The organism is Flavobacterium johnsoniae (genome assembly GCF_001879205.1).
Taxonomy (GTDB): Bacteria; Bacteroidota; Bacteroidia; order Flavobacteriales; family Flavobacteriaceae; genus Flavobacterium; species Flavobacterium johnsoniae_A.
The window spans coordinates 597,949-618,342 of the sequence record NZ_MLFK01000007.1; the positions used below are offsets into that span (position 1 = coordinate 597,949).

Genomic DNA, 20,394 nt, shown 5'->3' on the forward strand with positions numbered 1-20,394 from the left:
ATCGGCTTATATTACATCCAGTCAGGACGCGCGGCCCCTTTTAAATAAAAGTCAAAATACTGCTGCATTTTGAGCGTCCAGTCTTTTCTATTCGCCGCATCATCTAAAGTATGTCCTTCTTTTTTGTAATTCACTAATAAAGCAGTTTTGCCTAAACGTCGAAGTGCAAAAAACAAAGATTGTCCTTCCTGATAAGGCACTGCACGGTCATTATCATTGTGAAAAATAAGGATTGGCGTTTGGATGTTTTTAGCCGAAAATATAGGCGAATTTTTGATGTATCCGTCCAGATTGTCGTGCATAGAACTTCCCATGCGATATTGATCGGCTTCGTATTTAAACATTGTCGAAATACCATTGGATCGCATTACAGGATAATTGGCAGTAAAATTGCTTACCCCGGAACCCACAATTGCACAGCTGAAAAGATTGGTTTTTGTAGTTAAGAAAGAAGTTTCGTAACCGCCAAAACTATGTCCCTGAATTCCAATTTTGCCTTTCTCCGTAATGCCTTTTGAAATTAAATATTCAATCCCGCTGATGACATCATTGTACACGCTGTTTCCAACGTCGCCATACGTATAATGTACATCTGGCTGGAAAACAATGTAACCCTGGCTTACAAAAGTTGGAATATTAATATTGGAAGTGCTGACTTCAGGCTGATGGTACTGATTAAAATCTTCAGTATGTTTTTCGTAAAAATGAACAATTACTGGATATGTTTTTTTGCTGTCGTAATTGTCCGGAAGATATAGATTTCCCTGGTTTTCTTTGCCGTTAAAAGTTTTCCATCTCAGCAATTTAGAAGTTCCCCAGGCATAATCTTTCTGCTGTGGATTGATGTTGGTAATTCTTTGCTGTGATTTAAAATTTTCAGTTCCCCACCATAAATCTGGAAAAGTAGTATAGCTTTCTTTAGAGAATAAAACACTCGAATTATCTCCAGAAACGTCTTCAATGCGTACGTTATATTCTGAAGGAGCTAATATTTTTGTAATAGAATTGGCATCGACTAATTTATAAACCCCTTTCGATTTATGTTCTGTATCGAAACCATTTAATGTAATGGTTTTTATGTTGTCTAAATTTCCAAAATAACCTTGTTCTCCATATCGAAGTTCCGTTTTGTTTTTTCTTCCATACTGCTGCGTGAGCGAATACGCCTTTTTTTGATTGGTCAGGTCAATAGCCCACAAATCAAACTGATCGTATAAAACGACTGTGTTTCCATTATCTAACCAGCCCGCGATTCCGTAAGCGGTATTTGCCGATTTCATATCTACATTATCATCTGAAATCGGAAAAGGAATTTGTAAACTGATATTTTTGAATTGCATAGAACTGCTGTCAAAAACGGTCCACACTTTTGCCTTTTCATCATAAAAAACAGCAAAACTTCCCTGCGGATTCCAAGTTGGACTGCCAAAAACGCCTGTTAATATTTTTGTAGATTTTCCTGTTTCGGCATCGATCCAGTAAACATCATTACGTTCGTTAAAAGTCCAGTCTACTTCTACGGCATACGGTTTTTTATCTAAACCATAAACACCTTTAAAGCTGCCAGATTCTGGTATTAAAACCTGATCAAATTCACTAGTTGAAGCAATTTTGACTACTTTTTTATTTTGGATATCATAAAGAAATTTCTGCTCGCTTGGAAGTGTTTTGGAACTTCTCAACAATTCCTGTCTGCGTTCCATTGTTCCCTGATTCGATCTCCAGATTTCAACACCCGATTTTGGAATCTGAGTATTTTCCGGACGCTTATTCGAGTTTACTGACAAGGTGATAAAGCGACTATTTTCATTTAATCCATACGCTGTTTTTGAAATCGAATAACCAGACTCGCTTAACTTGATATCATCATAATTGAATACGGCTTTTGTTGAATTAGTATTGAGATTAAAATAATAAACCATATTAAAATCGGAGCTGTTATTTCCTTTTAAAGTAAAAGTACCGCCGTTTTCTTTATCGTTTAATTGAAAATCTCCAAAATCAGAAGCTTTCCCACTATAGATAGTTTCTTGTTTACCGCCTGGATTTCCGTGTTTTAGAAACACTTTGTCTTTTTCGATCTGTGCGTATACAATGGATTTGTTTTTTAAAAAACGAGATGATTTAATGTTGTTTACAGCAATACTGTCATTGCTTTCTAAATTGTAACAAACCAAGCGCTGGAGAAAAAAAGGACCTTTTTCAGCCTCAGGACGCGTGTAGTATAGAAAATCAGTTCCTGTAAGAGCATTGGTATAATGTTTTGTTTTCCAAAGTCTTTTTGCTCCCGTTTTTAAATTTTGGAGTATGGTACTGTCTTTCTTAGTGTACTGAATCCAGTCTTTTTTTCCAATGAATTTCAGATCACTGATATTCTCAAAAACCAGACGTTTCCCTTTTGGAGCTTCCTGAACAATAATCTGCTTTTTATTTTCTTTTTCTTCATCTTGAAATACAGAACTGTAGGACATCCATTTACCAGTATAGGATAAAGACTTGCTGTTAATTCTCTCCCACGACTGATAAGCCGATTGGTCAACTGTTTTTTTCTGTGCAGATAAACTATGTACACTCAAAGCGAATGTACATAGTAAGACTATTTTTTTCATATAATTAGATTTTCAGAAAGCGAATTATTCGTTCTTTAAAGCGTTGATAACGCCTGTAAGTTCATCAACCAATTGTCCGGGATTTCCAGAATAACCTTCAGAAGTAAAACGAATTTTTCCGTTTTTGATTACTACTTTTCTAGGAATACCGCTGGATTTGAAAATTGCTGCATACTTTGAGAAAGATTCATTGTTTGTAGAACCGCCTTTTTTTATTAAATCAAAATAAGTATCTAGTTTTAGTCCTTTTTCTTTTAGATAGGCAACAGCTGCTTTTTTGTAACCTTCATGATTTTCCTGCGTGCTGATGAAGTACACTTCAACTTGCTGGTCTTCTTTGAAGCTGGTAACCAATTGCTGCATCGCTGGAAAAGCCTTTTTACAAGGTCCGCACCAAGTTGCCCAAAAATCGATTACGATAATTTTACCGCTGTTTAAATCCAATTGCTTTGTTTTTCCATCGGTTCCCTGAACTTTAATGGCCGGAGCGGCGATATCGATAAAAGCGATTTTTTCTTCAGACTTGTTTTCTTTTTTCAGCTGCTCTAAATAGGCAGGAAAATCACTTTCTTTTTTGCCTTCTTTTAAATACGCTTCTTTCAATTTAGCCGTCATTCCTTCTGATAAAGTATTTCTTCTTGCTGCATTTTTCAATACCTCGATAATAGGTTTGTTTAAGGCTTCTAAAGCTCTTACGTGTATGTCGTTAATGCTTGCTTTTTCGTAACGTTTTTCTAATGGAAGCGCATCAAAAGTTTCCAGAACTTCTGGATATTTTTTCAGCATATCGAACATACGAATCTGAATGACTAATTCATTGTTCAATTGATTTTTAGCATTTTCTGTTGCCTGATTTGGAGACCAGTAAATTCCCTGCATATAAGACAGGTCATTTACTTTTGCCTTCATTTCTTTTATCATAGGCACAGCCATTGTTTCGATTACTGCCGGATCTACCGATTTTAGATATAAAGCTTTTGAAATATACTGGTGGTAACCATCATTGACTGAGGCAAAATTCATTGTTGGAATCAGAGCCAGAATACTTTTGTAATCTTTAGTTTCGAAATAATAGCCAAATTTTATTTTTACAATATTGTCATACAGATAGTTTTGTGATGCGGGCACTTCTTTACTGTATGGAAAATCAGTTAAAAATTGATTAGCCGCTTTGTACTTCTCAGCTGCATCAGCAATTTTATTGATTTTTTGATAGGCATTAAATCTTAAATAAGCCCCATTTGGAAATTGCTTTTCAATAACTGTTTCTAAAGAATCTGCTTTTTTCTGATCTTTTAAATCAAACAGATAAATACTGCGGAGTTTCACAAAAACTTCTTCAGGCATTCCTTTTGTGTTTTTTGAGAATTGCGTTAAAACTTTAGGCGCAATCTCCTCAAATTTTTCAGGTTTTTGTTTTTTCAGGATTTTGATGTAGGTATCAAAAAATTCAGGAAATCGGTCTGGATGGTCTTGCACTTCTTTTTTTAACCAATATTCGGTTGCATCTCCATCAATAGAAAAATCTTTGAAATATCCGTTAAACTCTCCGTTGAAGTTTTTGTTTCTAAAAGTTGCCCAAGCCAAATCGGCTCCGGGCATTTTTACTTTTGGCTCTTTAAAAGCTACCAGCATATACCCTTTGTCCTGATTGGTGTCTGTAACTAATCCATTTTCGGTATTGCCATAGAATTTGAAAGCCATAAAAGCACAGTTTTTCGGAACCGTAAAATCGGCATTCCAAGTACTGCCATTTTTTTTCATTTTAATATCTTCAATTTCCCATCTGTAATCATTGAAAACATACGCATAACCGTTGATTTCTTGTATGTTTTCTAATGGACCGCCTTTTGGATCATACGTCATATTTATAGTCGTTCCAGAAATAGGAATGTCTGCCATTCCTTGTAATCTGGATGTAACTTCTTGAGCCGAAACTTTTATGGTAAGGGCGCAAAACGCCAATACCAAAAGTTTGATATTTAATTTTTTTAACATTGTAATGAATTTATTTGCCCAGTTCCGGGTTTAAATCGATGTAATTTTGATTGATTGGGAATACATATCCATCGCTGTTAGGAGCAAGGGTAAAGGTATTTCCTTTAAAAATTCGTGTGTATGTTTTCTGAAAAGCCGGATCAAGATTTAATCTTCGCTGATCGAACCAGCGGAAACCTCTTCCTATAAATTCTTTTTGTCTTTCTGTTAGAACAAGATTTAAAGCTTCAGTACTTGTTGCAGCACTTACCTGATAAGCTGCATTGGCTCTGAATCTTTTTGCTCTAAGAATATTAAGATAATCCACGGCTTTTTGAGTTTGTCCTGCTCTGGCATAACATTCAGCGGCGATTAAATACATTTCGGGAACCGAAACTCCCACGTTAATTCCGTTTGTATTGCTATAGGTGGCAATTCCAAAACCTCTTCCAGTGTAAGTTGGAGAAATAGAAACGTTACCAGCTATTGTATAGTAATCATAACGCAAATCGGTGGTTCCAAAACTACTTAGCAAATCATTAGAAAGAGGTGCTCTGTTATAAGTTAACAGCAAAGTTTTTGAAAATATAACCTCAGGGTTCTGAATTAAAACGGGATAACTGTAACCCGTTGCAAATGTTTTTAAATCAATTAATCCATTTTGCATTTGTAAGGCCTTCTCAGCATTTTCGAGACTCAATTGATATTGGCCCATATAAAGATACGTTCTTGCCAATAATGCATAAACTGCTTTTTTGGATGGAAGCACATTAAAAGGAGGTGTATCCTGGATATCATTTGCCAAAGCACTCTTTAAATCAGAAATAATCTGATCGTAAATCTGACCGACTGTACTTCTGTCCAATGATGAAAACAGTTCTGGTTTTAATAATAGCGGAACCGCTTTTTCTGAATTAGCAGAAGCTGGATCAAACTGAGGACCGTAAGTGTTTACTAACTGAAGGTATGCAAATGCTCTATGAACAAAGGCTTCGGCATAGATTTCTTTTTTCTCGGCATCTGTTCCTTTTTCACTGCCCATAACGCCGTCCAAAAGAACGTTACTGTAATAAACGGCTTTGTATAACCCAATGTAATCTGAATCTCCCTGAGAAGGATCGTAGATTTTGTCCTGCCAGGTATAACTGTTTGCCCAAATTGTACTTACGCCATTTTGATAGGTCGCAGGAAATTCTGCATCGGCATTGGCCAACAAATAAATTCCTCCAGAACCGCTAATGTCGGTGTAGGCATTAGCAATGGCTCTGTAATCTGAAGTATATTTTAAAATTCTGTTGTTTCCAACTTGCTCTACTTCAACATAATCTCTACAAGAGTTTAGCAGAAGTGCAGGCAGAATATATAGTGTGAATTTAAGAAATTTCATAAATCTGTTTTTTTAAAATTAAAAACCGCAGTTAAATTGTAAGGTGTAGGTACGCTGTGGAGGAAGTGTATTGTAGTTGTTGTTTGACAAATACTGAGGATCAATTCCTAAATCGTTTTTAACCCATAACAATCCTAAATTTCTTGCTGCGAAATTAAAACTCAATGATTTTATAAAAGTTTTTTCTAACCATTGGTTAGGTACATTATAACCTAGTGCAACCTGCTGTAGTCGAATGTTATCTGCAGGAAGTACATTAATGTCTGCCATTTGGTAACGGTTTAAACTATTAAAACTGATGTTTGCCAGACCAGGAACATTTGTATTAGCTTCATCTCCGGCTTGTCTCCAGCGATCTGCAACAAGTGCATCTTTTGCAACAGCTCCGTTTTGCACTCCTGTGTAAGAAGGGTAATTTTGTAAAACTGTATTTCTAAACACGTGTCCTCCATAATAGGTGATCTGCACTCCTAATCTGAAGTTTTTAAAGGAGAAATCATTCATGAAACCTCCAGAATATGGAGCAAATGTAGTTCCCATATATTTTAGATCGTCTTTATCTACTGCTCCAATTCCCTGACTTGAATTTACAATTGTACCGTCTTTTTTGCGTATGGTAGATTGTCCGCTGCTGTCCAATCCTGCCCAGTGATAGGCATATACATATCCGATTTTTTTACCTTCTGTTGTTACACCAGATAGATATTGGTTAGTAGTTGTCGCTTTAAAACGAGAGTCTGTAACTTCATTTGTATTGTAACCAAGATTTACAGTACTGTTCCATTTAAATTCAGCATTTACAATAGCTCCTGAAATAGTAAAATCTATTCCATGTCCTTTTAAAGTACCAGCGTTATAATTTACAAATGGCCAGCCGTAAGTTGGATTAAATGGCAGATTCACTAGAATATCATTTGTTTTTTTATAGTATAAATCGACACTTCCTCGTAAACGATTGTTGAAAAAACCATAATCTATACCGTAATTTGTTGTTGTCGTTGTTTCCCATCTAATTTCTGGATTTTCAGGGACACTGATAGATCCAATAGGCAATTGCGTATTAAAATCGACAGATCCAATACTGATTACAGGGCTTTGGCTTCCAAAACCACCGGCAGGAGAGATTGCTGCTTTACCGTAAGTAGCTCTAAATGCTAAAGTGCTCAGCCAGCTGACATCTCTTAAAAAAAACTCTTTATTAATATCCCATTTTGCTCCTGCAGACCATAGCGGGATAGCTCTATTTTTTTTAGAAGCCCCTAATAGGTTGGTGTCATCAAAACGAACACTTCCTGAAATATGGTAACGGTTCATAAAATCATACGAGCCTAATCCATAGTACGATAAATAGCGGTTTCTTGATTTGCTAATACTAGTATCTGAGCTTCCAATTATACTCTGCCATCCGTAAACGGTAGTGTAATAAACTGTTGGATTTACGGCTTGTCCCGAGTTAGTGTCCATGTTGTAGCCATAATATCTTTGGCTGGAACCTTCTCTGCGTTCTTCTCTGATTTCTGTACCTGCTAAAAAGTGTAAACTGTTATCTTCGTTAAAATTCTTATTGATATTCATCTGAAAACGCATGCTCTGAGTGTCGTTGCTAGCATTCGTATTAGATAAATAAGATCCAAGCGGTATACCATACACTAACTTTCCAGCAGAATTAACAGATGTTGCCTGATTGATCATGTTTCGGGTATAATAACTATCCAACTCACTTAAAGATTTGGTTTTATTTGTTATGGAAGTATACATTCCCGATGCCTCAAAATTTAACCAATTTGTAACTGTAGCTGTTAAACTTGCATTTAATCTTAAATTAGCTCCTTTTGTTATTACATTAGAATAATTCAGTTCATCTAAATAATTGTAAGACCAGGGCAAATAACCTTTTGCTTCAAATCCTTTTGATACCGCTGGCGTGAAAAGAAAATAACGGCTGATTCCATTTCCATTTTCATCGGCAATCATATCATACGGACGCAAAGCTGTAGCCGATACATTTGATAAGGCTTCGTTTGCAACAGTATTGGTTTGGTACGTCGTAGGCACATAATTGATTCCTGTATTCAGTTTTAAGAAACTTTTAAGCTGAAAGGAGTTGTTTAATGTGATATTATACGATTTAGAATCATTTCCCTGCATTGCCGCATTGTCTTTATTATAACCTAAAGACAAATAGTAGGTGCTTTTTTCGTTTCCGCCATTTATAGATAAATCATACTGGGTGGTAAATGAATTTCTTAATAAGTATCTGTCTATCTGATCCAAATTATTATTTTGTCCTAACTGGTTTAGCAGAAGATCTCTTTGAGCTAAAGAAATTTCGCCTCTTTTTTGTCTAAACATTATTTCCTGCGCTGCGCTTGGATTAAGAGCCTGCCAGTTCGAAATATTATCAGCAGCGAAACCGCCGTTAACAAGATCTTTTTCATAATCAATATATTGAGCTGAATTCATGACACGCAGTTTTCCCAAATCAATTTTTTCACCTACCGTTGTAGTGGTGTTAAAATTTATAACTGGTTCTCCTTTTCTGCCTTTTTTGGTTGTAATTACAATGACACCGTTGGCGGCCGCAGAACCCCAGATCGAACTCGCAGCAGCGTCTTTTAAAACCGAAATGCTTTCTACATCATCTGGATTAAGATAACTTAAAATAGAAGATCCCGGAACACCTCTTCTAGAGAAAGCAAAATCTTCTCTCGATTGCGGAAAACCATCAATTACGATTAACGGCTGTCCTGTACCGCTGTAATTGTTAGTTCCTCTCACGCTGATAGTACCTGTTCTTGGATCTACATTTACACCGGCAATTTTTCCTTCCAGCCTTGATTGAATATCTACTGTAGGCACTTCTGCCAATTCTTTAGCAGTTATTAACCCGATAGATCCGGTTACTCTTTCTTTTGGAATTTCGGTATATCCGTTAGAAACGGTAATCTCTACGCTGTGGAGTTCCATTACATCTGCAGCAAGCACGGCATCAATTATTCTCTTATTGTTTACAGGAATGGTTACCGTTTTAAAACCCAAAGAACTAAAAACGATAGTATCATTTGGAGCGACTCTCATGCGATAATCACCTTCTTTTCTGGTAATGTCCCAAGTTTGTTTTCCTTTCAAGACAACATTTACTCCAATAAGCGGTGCGCCTTTTTTATCGGTCACTTTCCCTGTTAATTCATACTCCAGCTGTTCGGGTCTTTTTTTAGCTCTCTTTACAATAACTTGTTTATCGATAATATCATAAGTAAGATTATTGTTTTTGAAAGCATTGTTTAAAATTTCCTCTAAAGTTGCCTCTTTGTCCAATGTAATTGTAGTGGCAGAATTAAGTACATCATCATTATAGAAAAAGACATAGTTCGCCTGTTTTTCTAAAGTAGAAAATACCTCCGTGAGCGGCGCGTTCTTGAAACGAACATGTATTTTATTTTGCCCTGAAGAAGGGTTCGCATATAAACTACACATACTTATCCAGATAAATGCAGTAAGAGATCTCATAAGCAGCAGATATAGGTAATAGTGGTATCGTTCAGAAAATAATTTTTCTGAATTATGTTTTTTATTCATAATTTTGTTTTGGATTAAGATGCAGTCAATTAGGATTGGCCGCTGTTCTACAACTGCCAAAAGATGCGCCAACATCTTTTGGTTTTTTTTTGGTTAGTTTATAAATAAGGTTGATATGTGTATCTCTGGTCTTATATCATAGGCTTTGGTGGTTTTTAGAATTGATTTTTTTATTTAATTGTAATAGTTCTTTGGTTTGCGTTTACAGTGCAGTTGTTATTGGTAATACTGGACAAAGCAGCGGCCAGCGAATTCAGGTTTTCATTTAAGGCAAAAGATCCTGAGTAGCTGGTTTCTAAATTCAAGTTTGAACCTTTAATAAATTCAATTTTATAATATTTTGAGAGCTTGTTTAAAATAGTTCCTAATGACTGGCTTTTGAAGGTAAAATAACCATCTCTCCACGACAATATAGAGGCAACATCTTTTCGTTCAACTTTGAGCTGTTTTTTATCTTTATTGATCGTTGCAATCATTCCTGGATTTAAATCTTCCTGAATTTCCTGATTGCTTAAAATTCCTTTTTTAGTATAAGTAATTCTTACTTTTCCCTCTAATAAAGCAGTTTGAACGTTTTTATCTTCAGGATAAGAACTTACATTAAATACAGTTCCAAGTACGCGTACATTACATTCTTTTGTTTTTACAAAGAAAGGTTTGGTTTTATCATGCGCTACGTCAAAAGCGGCTTCTCCTGTTAAATAAACTTCACGGATAGAACCATCAAATTGAGTCGGATAGATTAGGGAAGAGCCAGAATTCAGCCATACTCTTGTTCCGTCTGTTAATACAATCTGTGTTCTTTTTCCATAAGGAACACGCACAGTATTAAAGGCAGCCACGCTTGAATTTGTGTTTATAGCTTGTTTTCCAACCGTAACTTTTTTTCCATTTTTACCATAACTGATAACCGCACTATCCTGCACCGCGATAGTTTGTTTGTCTTGTAAAACAAGCGAGATTTCTTCTAAATCAATATTAGAATCAGTCGAAGTATTACTTGCGGCAAATAGCTCTAATGCTGTTTGCGGTTTACTGCCTACAGTATTATTCGGATTGATAAATACAGATAGAGAGACTAATAAAACAACACTTGCAGCGGCAGAATAGGCGAGAAGTCTTTTTTTCTTCCTGCGCTTAGATTCTTCTTCGGCTAGTTCGATTAGTCCAAGACGAATTTGATTCTTTAAAGAATCTTTTTCATCGTTCGATATTTTGTTAAAATTAATTTGCAAGGCGATGTTTTTATGGGGTATATATTTACTAAGAGAACAACTCTTGTAAAACATAGACAAAAAAATAACCTTTTTTTAAAGTTTTTTTCGAAGTTCTTTCAAACATCTGTAAATCAGTGTTCTACAAGACTCTATGGAAATGTCTAAAATAGAAGCAATTTCCTCATAAGGTTTGTCTTCATTAAATCTGTAGAATAAAGCTTTGCGCTGCTTTTCGGTTAGTTCCTGCATCGCAAATGCTAATTTTGAATTAAGAGCAGTATTATTTTCTTCTTCAATTAAAGTATCTTCAAAAGAGAGTTCTTTTAAAATAACTGAATCATAATCAGAGGTGATAGAAAACATTTTTTTAGAAGCTTTGTGCTTTTTTAAAACATTACGCTGTGTGATTTTAAACAAATACGATTTTACATTTACATTTTGAGCAAGTCCACTGCGGTATTTATAAATGTCTAAAAAAACATCATGAATAGTATCTTTAGCAATCGAAGTTTCATTAGTATATTGTGAAGCAAAAGTAAGTAAAACATCAGCGTAGATATCATACAGCTTTTCAAAGGCGGTAATGTCACCTTTTTTAATCTGCTGCCATAAAAAAATATCTTCTGAAGTGTTCTTCATCGAAGGAATATGATTGCTTGTGTTTAACAGCAAATCTAAAACTTTTATCGCTAATACAGTTAGATTTTAAAATATTTCATAATGTTTTGTATTAATTGATGAAAATAATAGCGATTGTTTTGTTAATTTTTTTTTTTAATGTTTTTATATTTCAGTGAATTTCATTTCAGATGTTCTCTAATGTGATGGTACAATTGTGAAATTATCCATTTTTGCATTAGTACAATAGATTGTACAAATACTATATCAACAGCAAGATTTCCGTCAAGTGGAGAAATCAATTAAAGGTCAAAAAGTGTCTAAAATAACAAGAGTATCTAACAGCCTGTAATTTCCATCCAGTAAAAGCTTAAAATTTTCAGGGGCAGCTTCGGTCCATTTAGGCACAAAAACCAGAGTTTCGAAAATCTGTGCGCCATTCATTAAAAAGTAGATAAGTGGTGATGCAGAGCCATATTTCAGCTCTGGTCAGTTAATTGCAGTAAGACCTTCTATATTATTTTTTGTTTAAATTATCTTTTGTTTCCTCCATTATGGCTGCGGCTTTGATAAAATAGCTTTCTATAGTTTCTATTTGTTCTTCTGAAAAAATGGCAAGCAATGCCATAGTTTTCTCCTGCAGTTTATCAAAAAACGGCTTAAGCAGCTTCATACTATTTTCGACATTCGGAACAATGATGACTTTTCTTAGGTCTTCCTTGATGAATTGCCTTTCCAAGAGTTTCATTTTTTCCAACCGGTCTATTAATCCCGTTACGGCACCTATGCTTAAACCTGAAAGTTTAGAGATTTCTCCCACGGTTATAGATTTATGAAGAATAAGTCCTAAATATATGCGGTCTGCTTCCTAAAGTCTTTATTTTCTTGTAATTACAGCGTGAATAAATACAGATGCATCAGAATATTTTCTGCTGGCAGCTTGATATCGTGATAATAAATCAGTACTATTAACTTTGCTCATGAACTAAGTATCTTAGTGAAAAAGATAAATAAATTATTAAAATAACAGTTTAGCTTCTTGAAATTTCTATTTTTTGAAGATACCGGCGCTGTATCTGCTAAATTCTCTCTTAGATTTTGTAACGAGAACACCACGAATGCTTCTGCATGAGCTGCTTTCTCAGCTAGTATTGATTTAGTGTTAGGTATTGATAATATCATAAAAAATTATGATATAAAATATTTTAATGAAATAAATAGCTGTCTTTTTTTATCATAAGTCTAGTAATGATTACAATTTGACCCTTTTTCTGATACAAATAGAACCATAGTTTGGCTAGTCTTTATTGTTAATTTGTTCCCTGTCTCTAAGGTTTTTTCGAAGAGACAAACCAGCTTATTAACTAATACCTAACCAATCAAATTATGAATGAAAAAAAAGGAATGCGATGCATTAAAAAGCGCAGTTACAGTCTTTTTAATACAGGCATTATTATAGCGATGCTATTTTATGCCGGACTGATGTCAGCCCAAAATTCTGATCCAAAAAGAATTAAGGGTACTGTTACATCAGAAACAGATGGGCAGCCTCTTTTTGGGGTCAATATTCAGCTTAAAGGAAAAGATCAGAAAGCGGTCACAGATGCCGATGGAGGTTTTACCATCACAGCAAAAATCGGAGAAACCATTGTGTTTACCTATCTGGGTTTTGTCAAGCAGGAAGTAAAAGTTACCGATGACCAGCTTACAATCCAAATGAAAGAGGATCAAAAAGCACTAAACGAAGTAGTGGTGATCGGGTACGGAAAGGCTAAAAGGAAAGACCTTACAGGAGCCATATCTTCCATTAGCGGTGATGAACTCCGCAAAACACAGCCTGTTACTTTTGATCAGGCACTGCAAGGAAAAGTAGCCGGTGTGGTAGTGCAACAGACTTCGGGGCAGCCTGGAGGAGGTGTAAACATCCAGATACGAGGTATGTCTTCGTTTGGCAGCAGTTCGCCTCTCTATGTAATTGACGGGGTTATCATTGGCCAAAGTTTTGACACTGGTAATGGTACCAATCCACTAGCGACCATAAGCCCCTCAGATATCGAATCGGTAGATGTATTGAAAGATGCTTCGGCGACAGCAATTTATGGTTCGCAGGCTACAAATGGTGTAATTGTAATTACTACAAAAAGAGGTAAGGAAGGTGCAGCTAAAATAACTTATGAGGTTTCAACTGGATTTCAAGAGCTTATCAAGCAGTATCCGACAATGAATTTAAGGGAATATGCCACATTTATTAACCAGAGGGCAGCAGTATGGGGTTTTGACGAAAGACCAGAGTTTGCCAATCCAAATTATTTAGGAGAGGGTACCAACTGGCAAGAAGAATTGTTTCGTAAAGCGCCTACAGTAAATCATGTCCTTACTTTAAGCGGCGGTTCTGAAAAAACACAGTATTTGCTTTCAGGATCGTATTTTAATCAGGAAGGGATAGCCTTAGGATCTGAATTTACCAGAGCATCAGTGCGTTTGAACTTGGATAATAAGACAACGAGCTGGCTTAAGTTAGGAACTAGTATGCAGCTGACTCACATTGATGAGAATGTGAATTCTACTGGATCAAATGTTATTCAAGAGGCATTAAGCCAGACACCGGATATACCCATTAGAAATGCCGATGGAAGTTTTGCAGGAGAAGAAAGCAGTGAAGGATGGATTGCAAAACGTGTAAATCCTTATGCATTGGCACTTATCAATAAAAATAATCCGAAGAGAAATCAGTTTTTTGGTAATCTTTATATTGATATTGCGTTTACGAAAGACTTTTCTTTTCGTAATGAGATCTCAGGTAATTTTCTTTATAAGACAGAAGACAAGTTTAGTCCGACTTATAAATTCGGACTAGCTGAAAAAGTGACCAATGAAGCTTCTTACGCTTACAATCAAGACTATTTTACCACATTTAGAAGTTTCTTCACCTATTCAAAAGTCTTTAATAAAAAATACAATTTTAATGCTCTTTTAGGACATGAGGCCCAGCTGACACAGTTTGAAAGTGTTTCTGCTGGAAGAAGAAATTTCATTTCTAATAATGTAACCAATATAGGAAGCGGCGATATCACTACGGCTACCAATGGAGGTACAAAAGGAGACAGCGCACTAGAATCGTACTTCGGACGTTTAAATTTTATCTATGATGACCGATATCTCTTTACGGCAAATATCCGTGCTGACGGTTCTTCGAAATTTGCGCCTGATAACCGTTGGGTGACTACGTATTCTGGGGCATTTGCATGGAAATTAAACAATGAAAAATTCTTAAAAGGTTCTAAAATCGTTAACGAATTAAAGTTAAGAGCAGGTTATGGACTTACCAACAATCAAAATGTTAGAAACAATGCCTATCTGTCAACTTTAGAATCGGTATCAACAGGACTTTCTGGTAATGCGCAAATGACTACCAATATCGCAAATCCAGCAGTAGAATGGGAAAAAACCAAATACGGAAATATTGGACTTGATGCAGCGCTGTTTGGATGGAAACTTAATTTATCTGTCGATGTTTACAACCGTATGACGGACGGATTGCTGATGCAGATTCCTCTTCCATTATATTCAGGAACTATTGTGGGGTATTCGCCTGGAGCCATCAATGCTCCTTATGTTAATATTGGACAGGTTCGCAACAGAGGCATTGATCTTCATTTGAGTTCAAGAAATATGGAACATGGAGATTTTACATGGACTACAGATTTTACTTTATCTCACAATAAAAATAAAGTAATGAAATTAAATACTGACGGAGCTTTCCTTCCAGGATATTATGGCGGAGATGTGGTGTCTAGAACTGTAGTAGGCGGTTCCATAGGATCATTCTACGGTTATAAAGTAGACGGTGTATTTGCTACAGCAGAAGATTTTAAAAACCATGCACTTCCAACCAATACTGACGGAACAGTACTGCCAATTACTCCTAATTCGGGTGGAGTGTGGTATGGAGATCTTAAATTTAAGGATCTTAACGGAGATGGAGTGATTACTGAAAAGGATCAGACATTTTTAGGATCGCCTGTTCCAGACTTTCAGTTTGGACTTGGAAATACTTTTACTTACAAAGGTTTTGATTTGAATATTTTCTTTACTGCCAATCAAGGCAGTGAGGTTGTGAACGGAATGAGAATTAATGGAGACAATCCTCTTACCAATAACGGTTATTTGAAGTCTTTGAAAGATCACGCTGTATTGGCTTTAATTGATCCTAATGGTTCGGCTTCAGATGTGAATAACGTGTATGTGACTAATCCTGAGACTTCAATTGTCGGACTAAAAAATAATGACAGCAACAGAAACAACCGTTTTTCTGATCGATATGTGGAGAATGGCTCTTTTATAAGATGCAGAAACATGACTTTAGGCTATTCTTTTCCAAGTGAAATGATGAAAAAAATACATATAAGTTCGCTTAGGCTGTATGTAAATGTCAGCAATCCATTTCTAATTACAAGCTACACAGGAATGGATCCTGAGGTAGGATCGTGGAATCCTTTGCAGGCGGGAATTGATAATGGTTTCTATCCGCAGTCCCGATCTTTTACATTTGGACTTAATCTAGGATTAACTAACTAAAAATGAAACAAAACAAAAATATGGGCACAATTTATAGAAATATCATTTTAAGCCTGCTGGTTTCAGCGGTGCTCATCGGATGCCAGGACGATTTTCTTGACCGTCCGTCACAGTCCGAAATAAGCACAGAGAATTTTTACCAGAACAAAGAAGAGCTTCGTTTAGCCACGGCGGCATTATACGGCGGCAAAATCTGGGCACAATGGAATAATACGGCATACCTGCCTTTAGGAGATATATTAAGCGGAAATCTTATTCTTCAATATCAGGGCTCGGATCTGGTGCAGCTTAACACTTTTACCCTTTCAGGATCCAACGGACGTTTAACAACAGGCTGGGCAGCACTTTACATTATAGTGGCACATTGCAATACGACTATTAACGCTATTAATGAAAAAACACCTTCAACGGTTGCGGCTACCGATAAAAATGGCGCTGTAGCCGAAGCAAGATTCATACGTGCTATGGCCTATTATCATTTGGCAATGCTTTGGGGGGAGGTGCCTATTATAGAAGATAACACCAAACTGATAAAATCGCCTCTAGTCAATAAAAATAAAATAGAGGACGTATACAGATTTGTAATCGAAGATTTGGCCTTTGCAGCAGAAAACCTGCCTAAAACCGATCAGCCGGGCCGAGTTACATCATGGTCAGCTAAAGGAATGTTAAGCAAGGTCTACTTGACTAGAGCAGGTATAGGCCAGACTGGAGGAAGCCGCAATCAAGAATATTTAAATCTGGCTAAAACCTACGCCAAAGATGTTATCGCAAACAGCGGACTCAGCCTGCTTCCTAGTTATGCAGATCTTTTTAAAACCAAGTTTAACGATAATCAAGAATCGCTTTTTGCCCTGCAATGGTCTGCCACTACAGAATGGATGCATGGCAGTCATTTACTGACTTACTCTCCAAGCAATGACATTAATCCTCAAAAAGGAGGCGCATGGGGATCTCCAGGCGTGAGCTACGATTTGTATTTAGCTTATACAGAGCAGGATTCTATCCGAAGAAAAGCAAGTTTTATGCTGCCGGGAGACCATTATCCTGAGCTTAATGCCGCAGGAGGCGGTTATACTGCAGCTTCTGTAGGGATGAAAAAGCATATCATAGGCAATGAAGCAGACAATAATTCTCCTGCGATGTCTTACTTGGGATCTATTGAACATAACGCTCTTCTCAGACTTGCGGACGTATATCTGGTATATGCAGAAGCAGTGCTTGGAAATGATTTCTCAACAAGTGATCCTGATGCACTGCTGTATTTTAACAAAGTAAGAACTCGTGCCGGTGTGGCTCCTCTTACCTCGATTAATGAAGATATCATTTTGAACGAAAGAAGAGTGGAATTTGCCTGTGAGGGACAATACTGGTATGATTTGGTTAGACTCTCGTATTACAATCCTCAAAAAGCAGTGCAGCTTTTAAGTGATCAGCAGAGAGTACTGTTTGATTATGATAAGGATTCAAAAACAGCAACGCCAAACGATCCTATTGGAACGATATCGCCTGCAACATCCGCTACTTTTACCCTGCAGCTTCCGACAACAGAAGTTGTAGTGAACCCTAAGTTAAATGAACCGTCAGTTCCATACTATAAATAATGACAGTTATGAAAAAAATAATAGACAATAGTTTTACCCGCCTGCTTTTAGCAGGTATGATGCTTGTGGCGGCAATGTTTGTGTCCTGCAACAATGATGAAGATTCCGGTGCTGGACCGGTTATCACAGAAGTGCGCAATTATGCGGCGGCTCCTAATGATACATTGGTTAATGAACTGGTACCGGGACAGTGGGTTGTCTTAAAGGGATCCCATTTAAAAGATGCTGTAAAGATTGCCTTCAATGGTATCGCGGTCGATTTTAATGGAGGGCTGTTCGCTGACAACTATGCAGTTGTACAGGTGCCGGCGGTGATTCCATTTCCTTCTGTTGCTGAAAATGATTTAAACACCATTGAACTGGTTACTCCGAAAGGAAAAGTGATTTTTGATATTGATATAGTAGCCGGACCTCCAGTGCTGGATCATATTTCAAACGAAAATCCGCAGCCAGGGGAAGAGGTGATTGTTTATGGAGCAAATTTGTTTCAGATCAGCGGACTCGTTTTTGCCGGCGTGTCCGTACAGGAATTTACAGGTTCAGATGACGGAACTGCAGTAAGTTTTAAAATGCCGGATGGAGCTGTGAGCGGTCCTTTAAAAATAACTACAGGATCAGGTGAAATTCTTACTGCATTTAATGTGAATGATAAAACAACTGGTGTGATATCTAATGCAGATGATATTTCTAATTGGGAATATTGGGGAGGAGCGCAAATTGTTAGTGGCGAGAGTAATTCTATTTTTCCTGGAGGAAATGTAACTAATTTCTTTGTCATGGATTTTGCTTCTGTATCTGGTGGAGACGGACAGCCTTGGAGTCATGCGGTCAGAATTGGTCAAACACAATGGATACCTGCAGAAAGTCTTTCAGATCCGGTTGATAATTGGGCTTTTAAATTTGAAATAAACGTTCCAAATCCCTGGCTGGGCGGTTCTATAATGGTTGCAACTTCAACAGGAAATTATTTAGCAAGATATGAGCCTTGGCAGGGTTCTCCAACAGGTTTTAAAACAACAGGCTGGCAAACTGTAACCATTCCCTTTACCCAGTTTCGTGACGGAGGAAGTGGAAAAGGTGATATCTTGAAAAATATTACAGACCTGATTGGAGCAGAAGGAAAATCCAATTGCCAGATATATCTGCATAATTATGAAGCTTCCGGTATAGCTTTTAAAGCTGCTTTTGATAACATCAGAGTGGTAAAAATTATTAATGAGCAGATTAATTAAAGAATTAAGCCTGCGGATATTCTAAATACCTGAATTTTTTCGCAGGTTTTAAATAAAAATTCACTAATCCTAAAACAATTTAAATGAAGCATAAATTATTATATCAGATGCTGTTGCTTTTTATGATCAGCGGATCCTTATTTAGCTGTTCTAAAAGTACAGAGGAAGAGCCGTATTTGACAGTTTCGACAGAATCGGTTTCTTTTATGCCTGAAGGAGGCACATCTGAACCAATTACAATTGAAGCAAACAGTAAATGGACCATAACAAATTTAGCCTTAACTTGGCTGCAATTAAGTAAATTAAGTGGGGCTCAAGGTACAGAGAAGACCGCATTTACAGCCTCTGCTAACAACAGCGGGGTTAGCCGTTCGGCTGTGCTGACTGTTACAGCAGATAACGGACAGGCAAGACGCATAACAGTTACACAAACTGCCAATTTGTTTCCAGGTTATAATTTATCTCCAAAGCCAGCTGATGCTGCAGGGATGAGCACAGCGGTTGAATTGGCTGCCAAATTTAAACTGGGATGGAACATTGGCAATACATTTGAAGCGCCGGGTGGTGAAACCGGTTGGGGTAGTCCAGTGATTACAGAGGAATATGTAAAAGCTGTAAAGCAATTAGGTTTCTCTGCTATTCGCATACCTTGTGCCTGGAATTTTCATCTTGACAACGAAGCTACCGCACATCTTGATCAGAATTGGATCAAAAGGGTAAAAGAGGTCGTAGGTTATTGTGTGAATAACGACATATATGTGATGCTTAATATTCACTGGGACGGCGGATGGCTGGAAAAAAACATCACTAAAGCAAAGCAGGAGGCTGTCAATGCTAAACAAAAAGCATTATGGGAACAAATCGCTACTGCAATGCGTGATTTTGACGAGCACCTTATGTTTGCCAGCGCTAACGAACCGGATGCTAAAAATGCTGAGGAGATGGCAGTATTAGCATCATACCACCAAACGTTTGTTCAAGCTGTTCGCTCTACAGGTGGAAGAAACAGTCACCGAGTTCTTATCGTTCAAGGTCCTCAAACAAATCCTGGATTGACATTTGACCTGATGAACACGCTTCCTACAGATCAGGTGCCAAATCGCCTCATGGTTGAGGTGCATAACTATACACCATCACAATTTTGTATCGGGAATAAAGATGAGAGCTGGGGTAAATTGATTTACTACTGGGGTAAAGACCATCATTCCACCATTGAACCTGACCGTAATGCTACATACGGAGAAGAGGACGAGATAATTGCTGATTACAACAAAATGAAAACCAAATTTATTGATAAAGGGATACCGGTTATAATGGGAGAGTATGGCGCTTACAGACGTAGTGGTCCTGCTTATCTTCCCAAAGATTTGGCCATGCATAACGCCTCGGTGGACTATTGGATAAATTTTACAACCAAAGAAGCATTAGCCCGTGGTATTAAACCTTTTTGGTGGGATATAGGAGCAGCGATAGACAGGAGTAATTTTACTGTAAAAGACCAACGTACGATAGATGCTATTAAAGCAGGGGCCAACTAATATTTTAAGATACCCCCTTTCAAAGTTTTTTTTCAGGATTAGGCATTTATTGGCC

The 20,394-nt window shown here is 37.0% G+C and carries 11 protein-coding genes; 4 read left to right on the plus strand and 7 right to left on the minus strand.

The features are described 5' to 3' along the window. Positions 1-11: 11 nt before the first annotated feature. The 7 genes from BKM63_RS14220 to BKM63_RS14255 all read right to left on the minus strand — a co-directional run bounded on the left by BKM63_RS14220 (position 12) and on the right by BKM63_RS14255 (position 12,243). On the minus strand, positions 12-2,609 hold the full coding sequence (locus tag BKM63_RS14220) for an alpha/beta hydrolase family protein (protein ID WP_083572231.1): 2,598 nt from the start codon (positions 2,607-2,609) through the stop codon (positions 12-14). A 24-nt stretch (positions 2,610-2,633) separates the two neighbouring features. Continuing rightward, the gene (locus tag BKM63_RS14225; protein WP_071637220.1) at positions 2,634-4,607 is read right to left on the minus strand and encodes a TlpA family protein disulfide reductase; all 1,974 of its coding nucleotides are present in this window, start codon (positions 4,605-4,607) and stop codon (positions 2,634-2,636) included. 10 nt (positions 4,608-4,617) lie between these two features. Further along, a complete protein-coding gene (locus BKM63_RS14230; protein ID WP_071637221.1) occupies positions 4,618-5,973 on the minus strand; it encodes a RagB/SusD family nutrient uptake outer membrane protein in 1,356 nt (451 codons plus the stop codon). A gap of 18 nt (positions 5,974-5,991) precedes the next feature. Further along, entirely contained in the window at positions 5,992-9,552 is a 3,561-nt protein-coding gene (locus BKM63_RS14235; RefSeq protein WP_165608773.1) for a SusC/RagA family TonB-linked outer membrane protein, read from the minus strand. A gap of 170 nt (positions 9,553-9,722) precedes the next feature. Further along, positions 9,723-10,787, minus strand: a complete 1,065-nt coding sequence (locus BKM63_RS14240; RefSeq protein WP_071637223.1) for a FecR family protein — start codon at positions 10,785-10,787, stop codon at positions 9,723-9,725. A 75-nt stretch (positions 10,788-10,862) separates the two neighbouring features. Further along, positions 10,863-11,408 carry an RNA polymerase sigma factor gene (locus tag BKM63_RS14245; RefSeq protein WP_071637224.1) on the minus strand — a complete coding sequence of 182 codons (546 nt, stop codon included), beginning with the start codon at positions 11,406-11,408 and terminating at the stop codon, positions 10,863-10,865. Between the two features lie 496 nt (positions 11,409-11,904). Continuing rightward, a complete protein-coding gene (locus tag BKM63_RS14255) occupies positions 11,905-12,243 on the minus strand; it encodes a MarR family transcriptional regulator (RefSeq protein WP_347511978.1) in 339 nt (112 codons plus the stop codon). Between the two features lie 530 nt (positions 12,244-12,773). On the opposite strand from BKM63_RS14255, the gene BKM63_RS14265 reads away from it, so the two are divergent. From BKM63_RS14265 to BKM63_RS14280, 4 genes are all read left to right on the plus strand, one after another. After that, positions 12,774-15,965, plus strand: a complete 3,192-nt coding sequence (locus BKM63_RS14265) for a SusC/RagA family TonB-linked outer membrane protein (RefSeq protein ID WP_083572233.1) — start codon at positions 12,774-12,776, stop codon at positions 15,963-15,965. Between the two features lie 2 nt (positions 15,966-15,967). Then, positions 15,968-17,569 (plus strand): RagB/SusD family nutrient uptake outer membrane protein, encoded by a 1,602-nt coding sequence (locus BKM63_RS14270; protein ID WP_071637226.1) that lies wholly within the window; start codon positions 15,968-15,970, stop codon positions 17,567-17,569. 8 nt (positions 17,570-17,577) lie between these two features. Next, entirely contained in the window at positions 17,578-18,801 is a 1,224-nt protein-coding gene (locus BKM63_RS14275; protein ID WP_123907076.1) for a glycan-binding surface protein, read from the plus strand. An 83-nt stretch (positions 18,802-18,884) separates the two neighbouring features. Then, positions 18,885-20,339 (plus strand): cellulase family glycosylhydrolase, encoded by a 1,455-nt coding sequence (locus BKM63_RS14280; RefSeq protein ID WP_071637228.1) that lies wholly within the window; start codon positions 18,885-18,887, stop codon positions 20,337-20,339. Positions 20,340-20,394 lie beyond the last annotated feature (55 nt).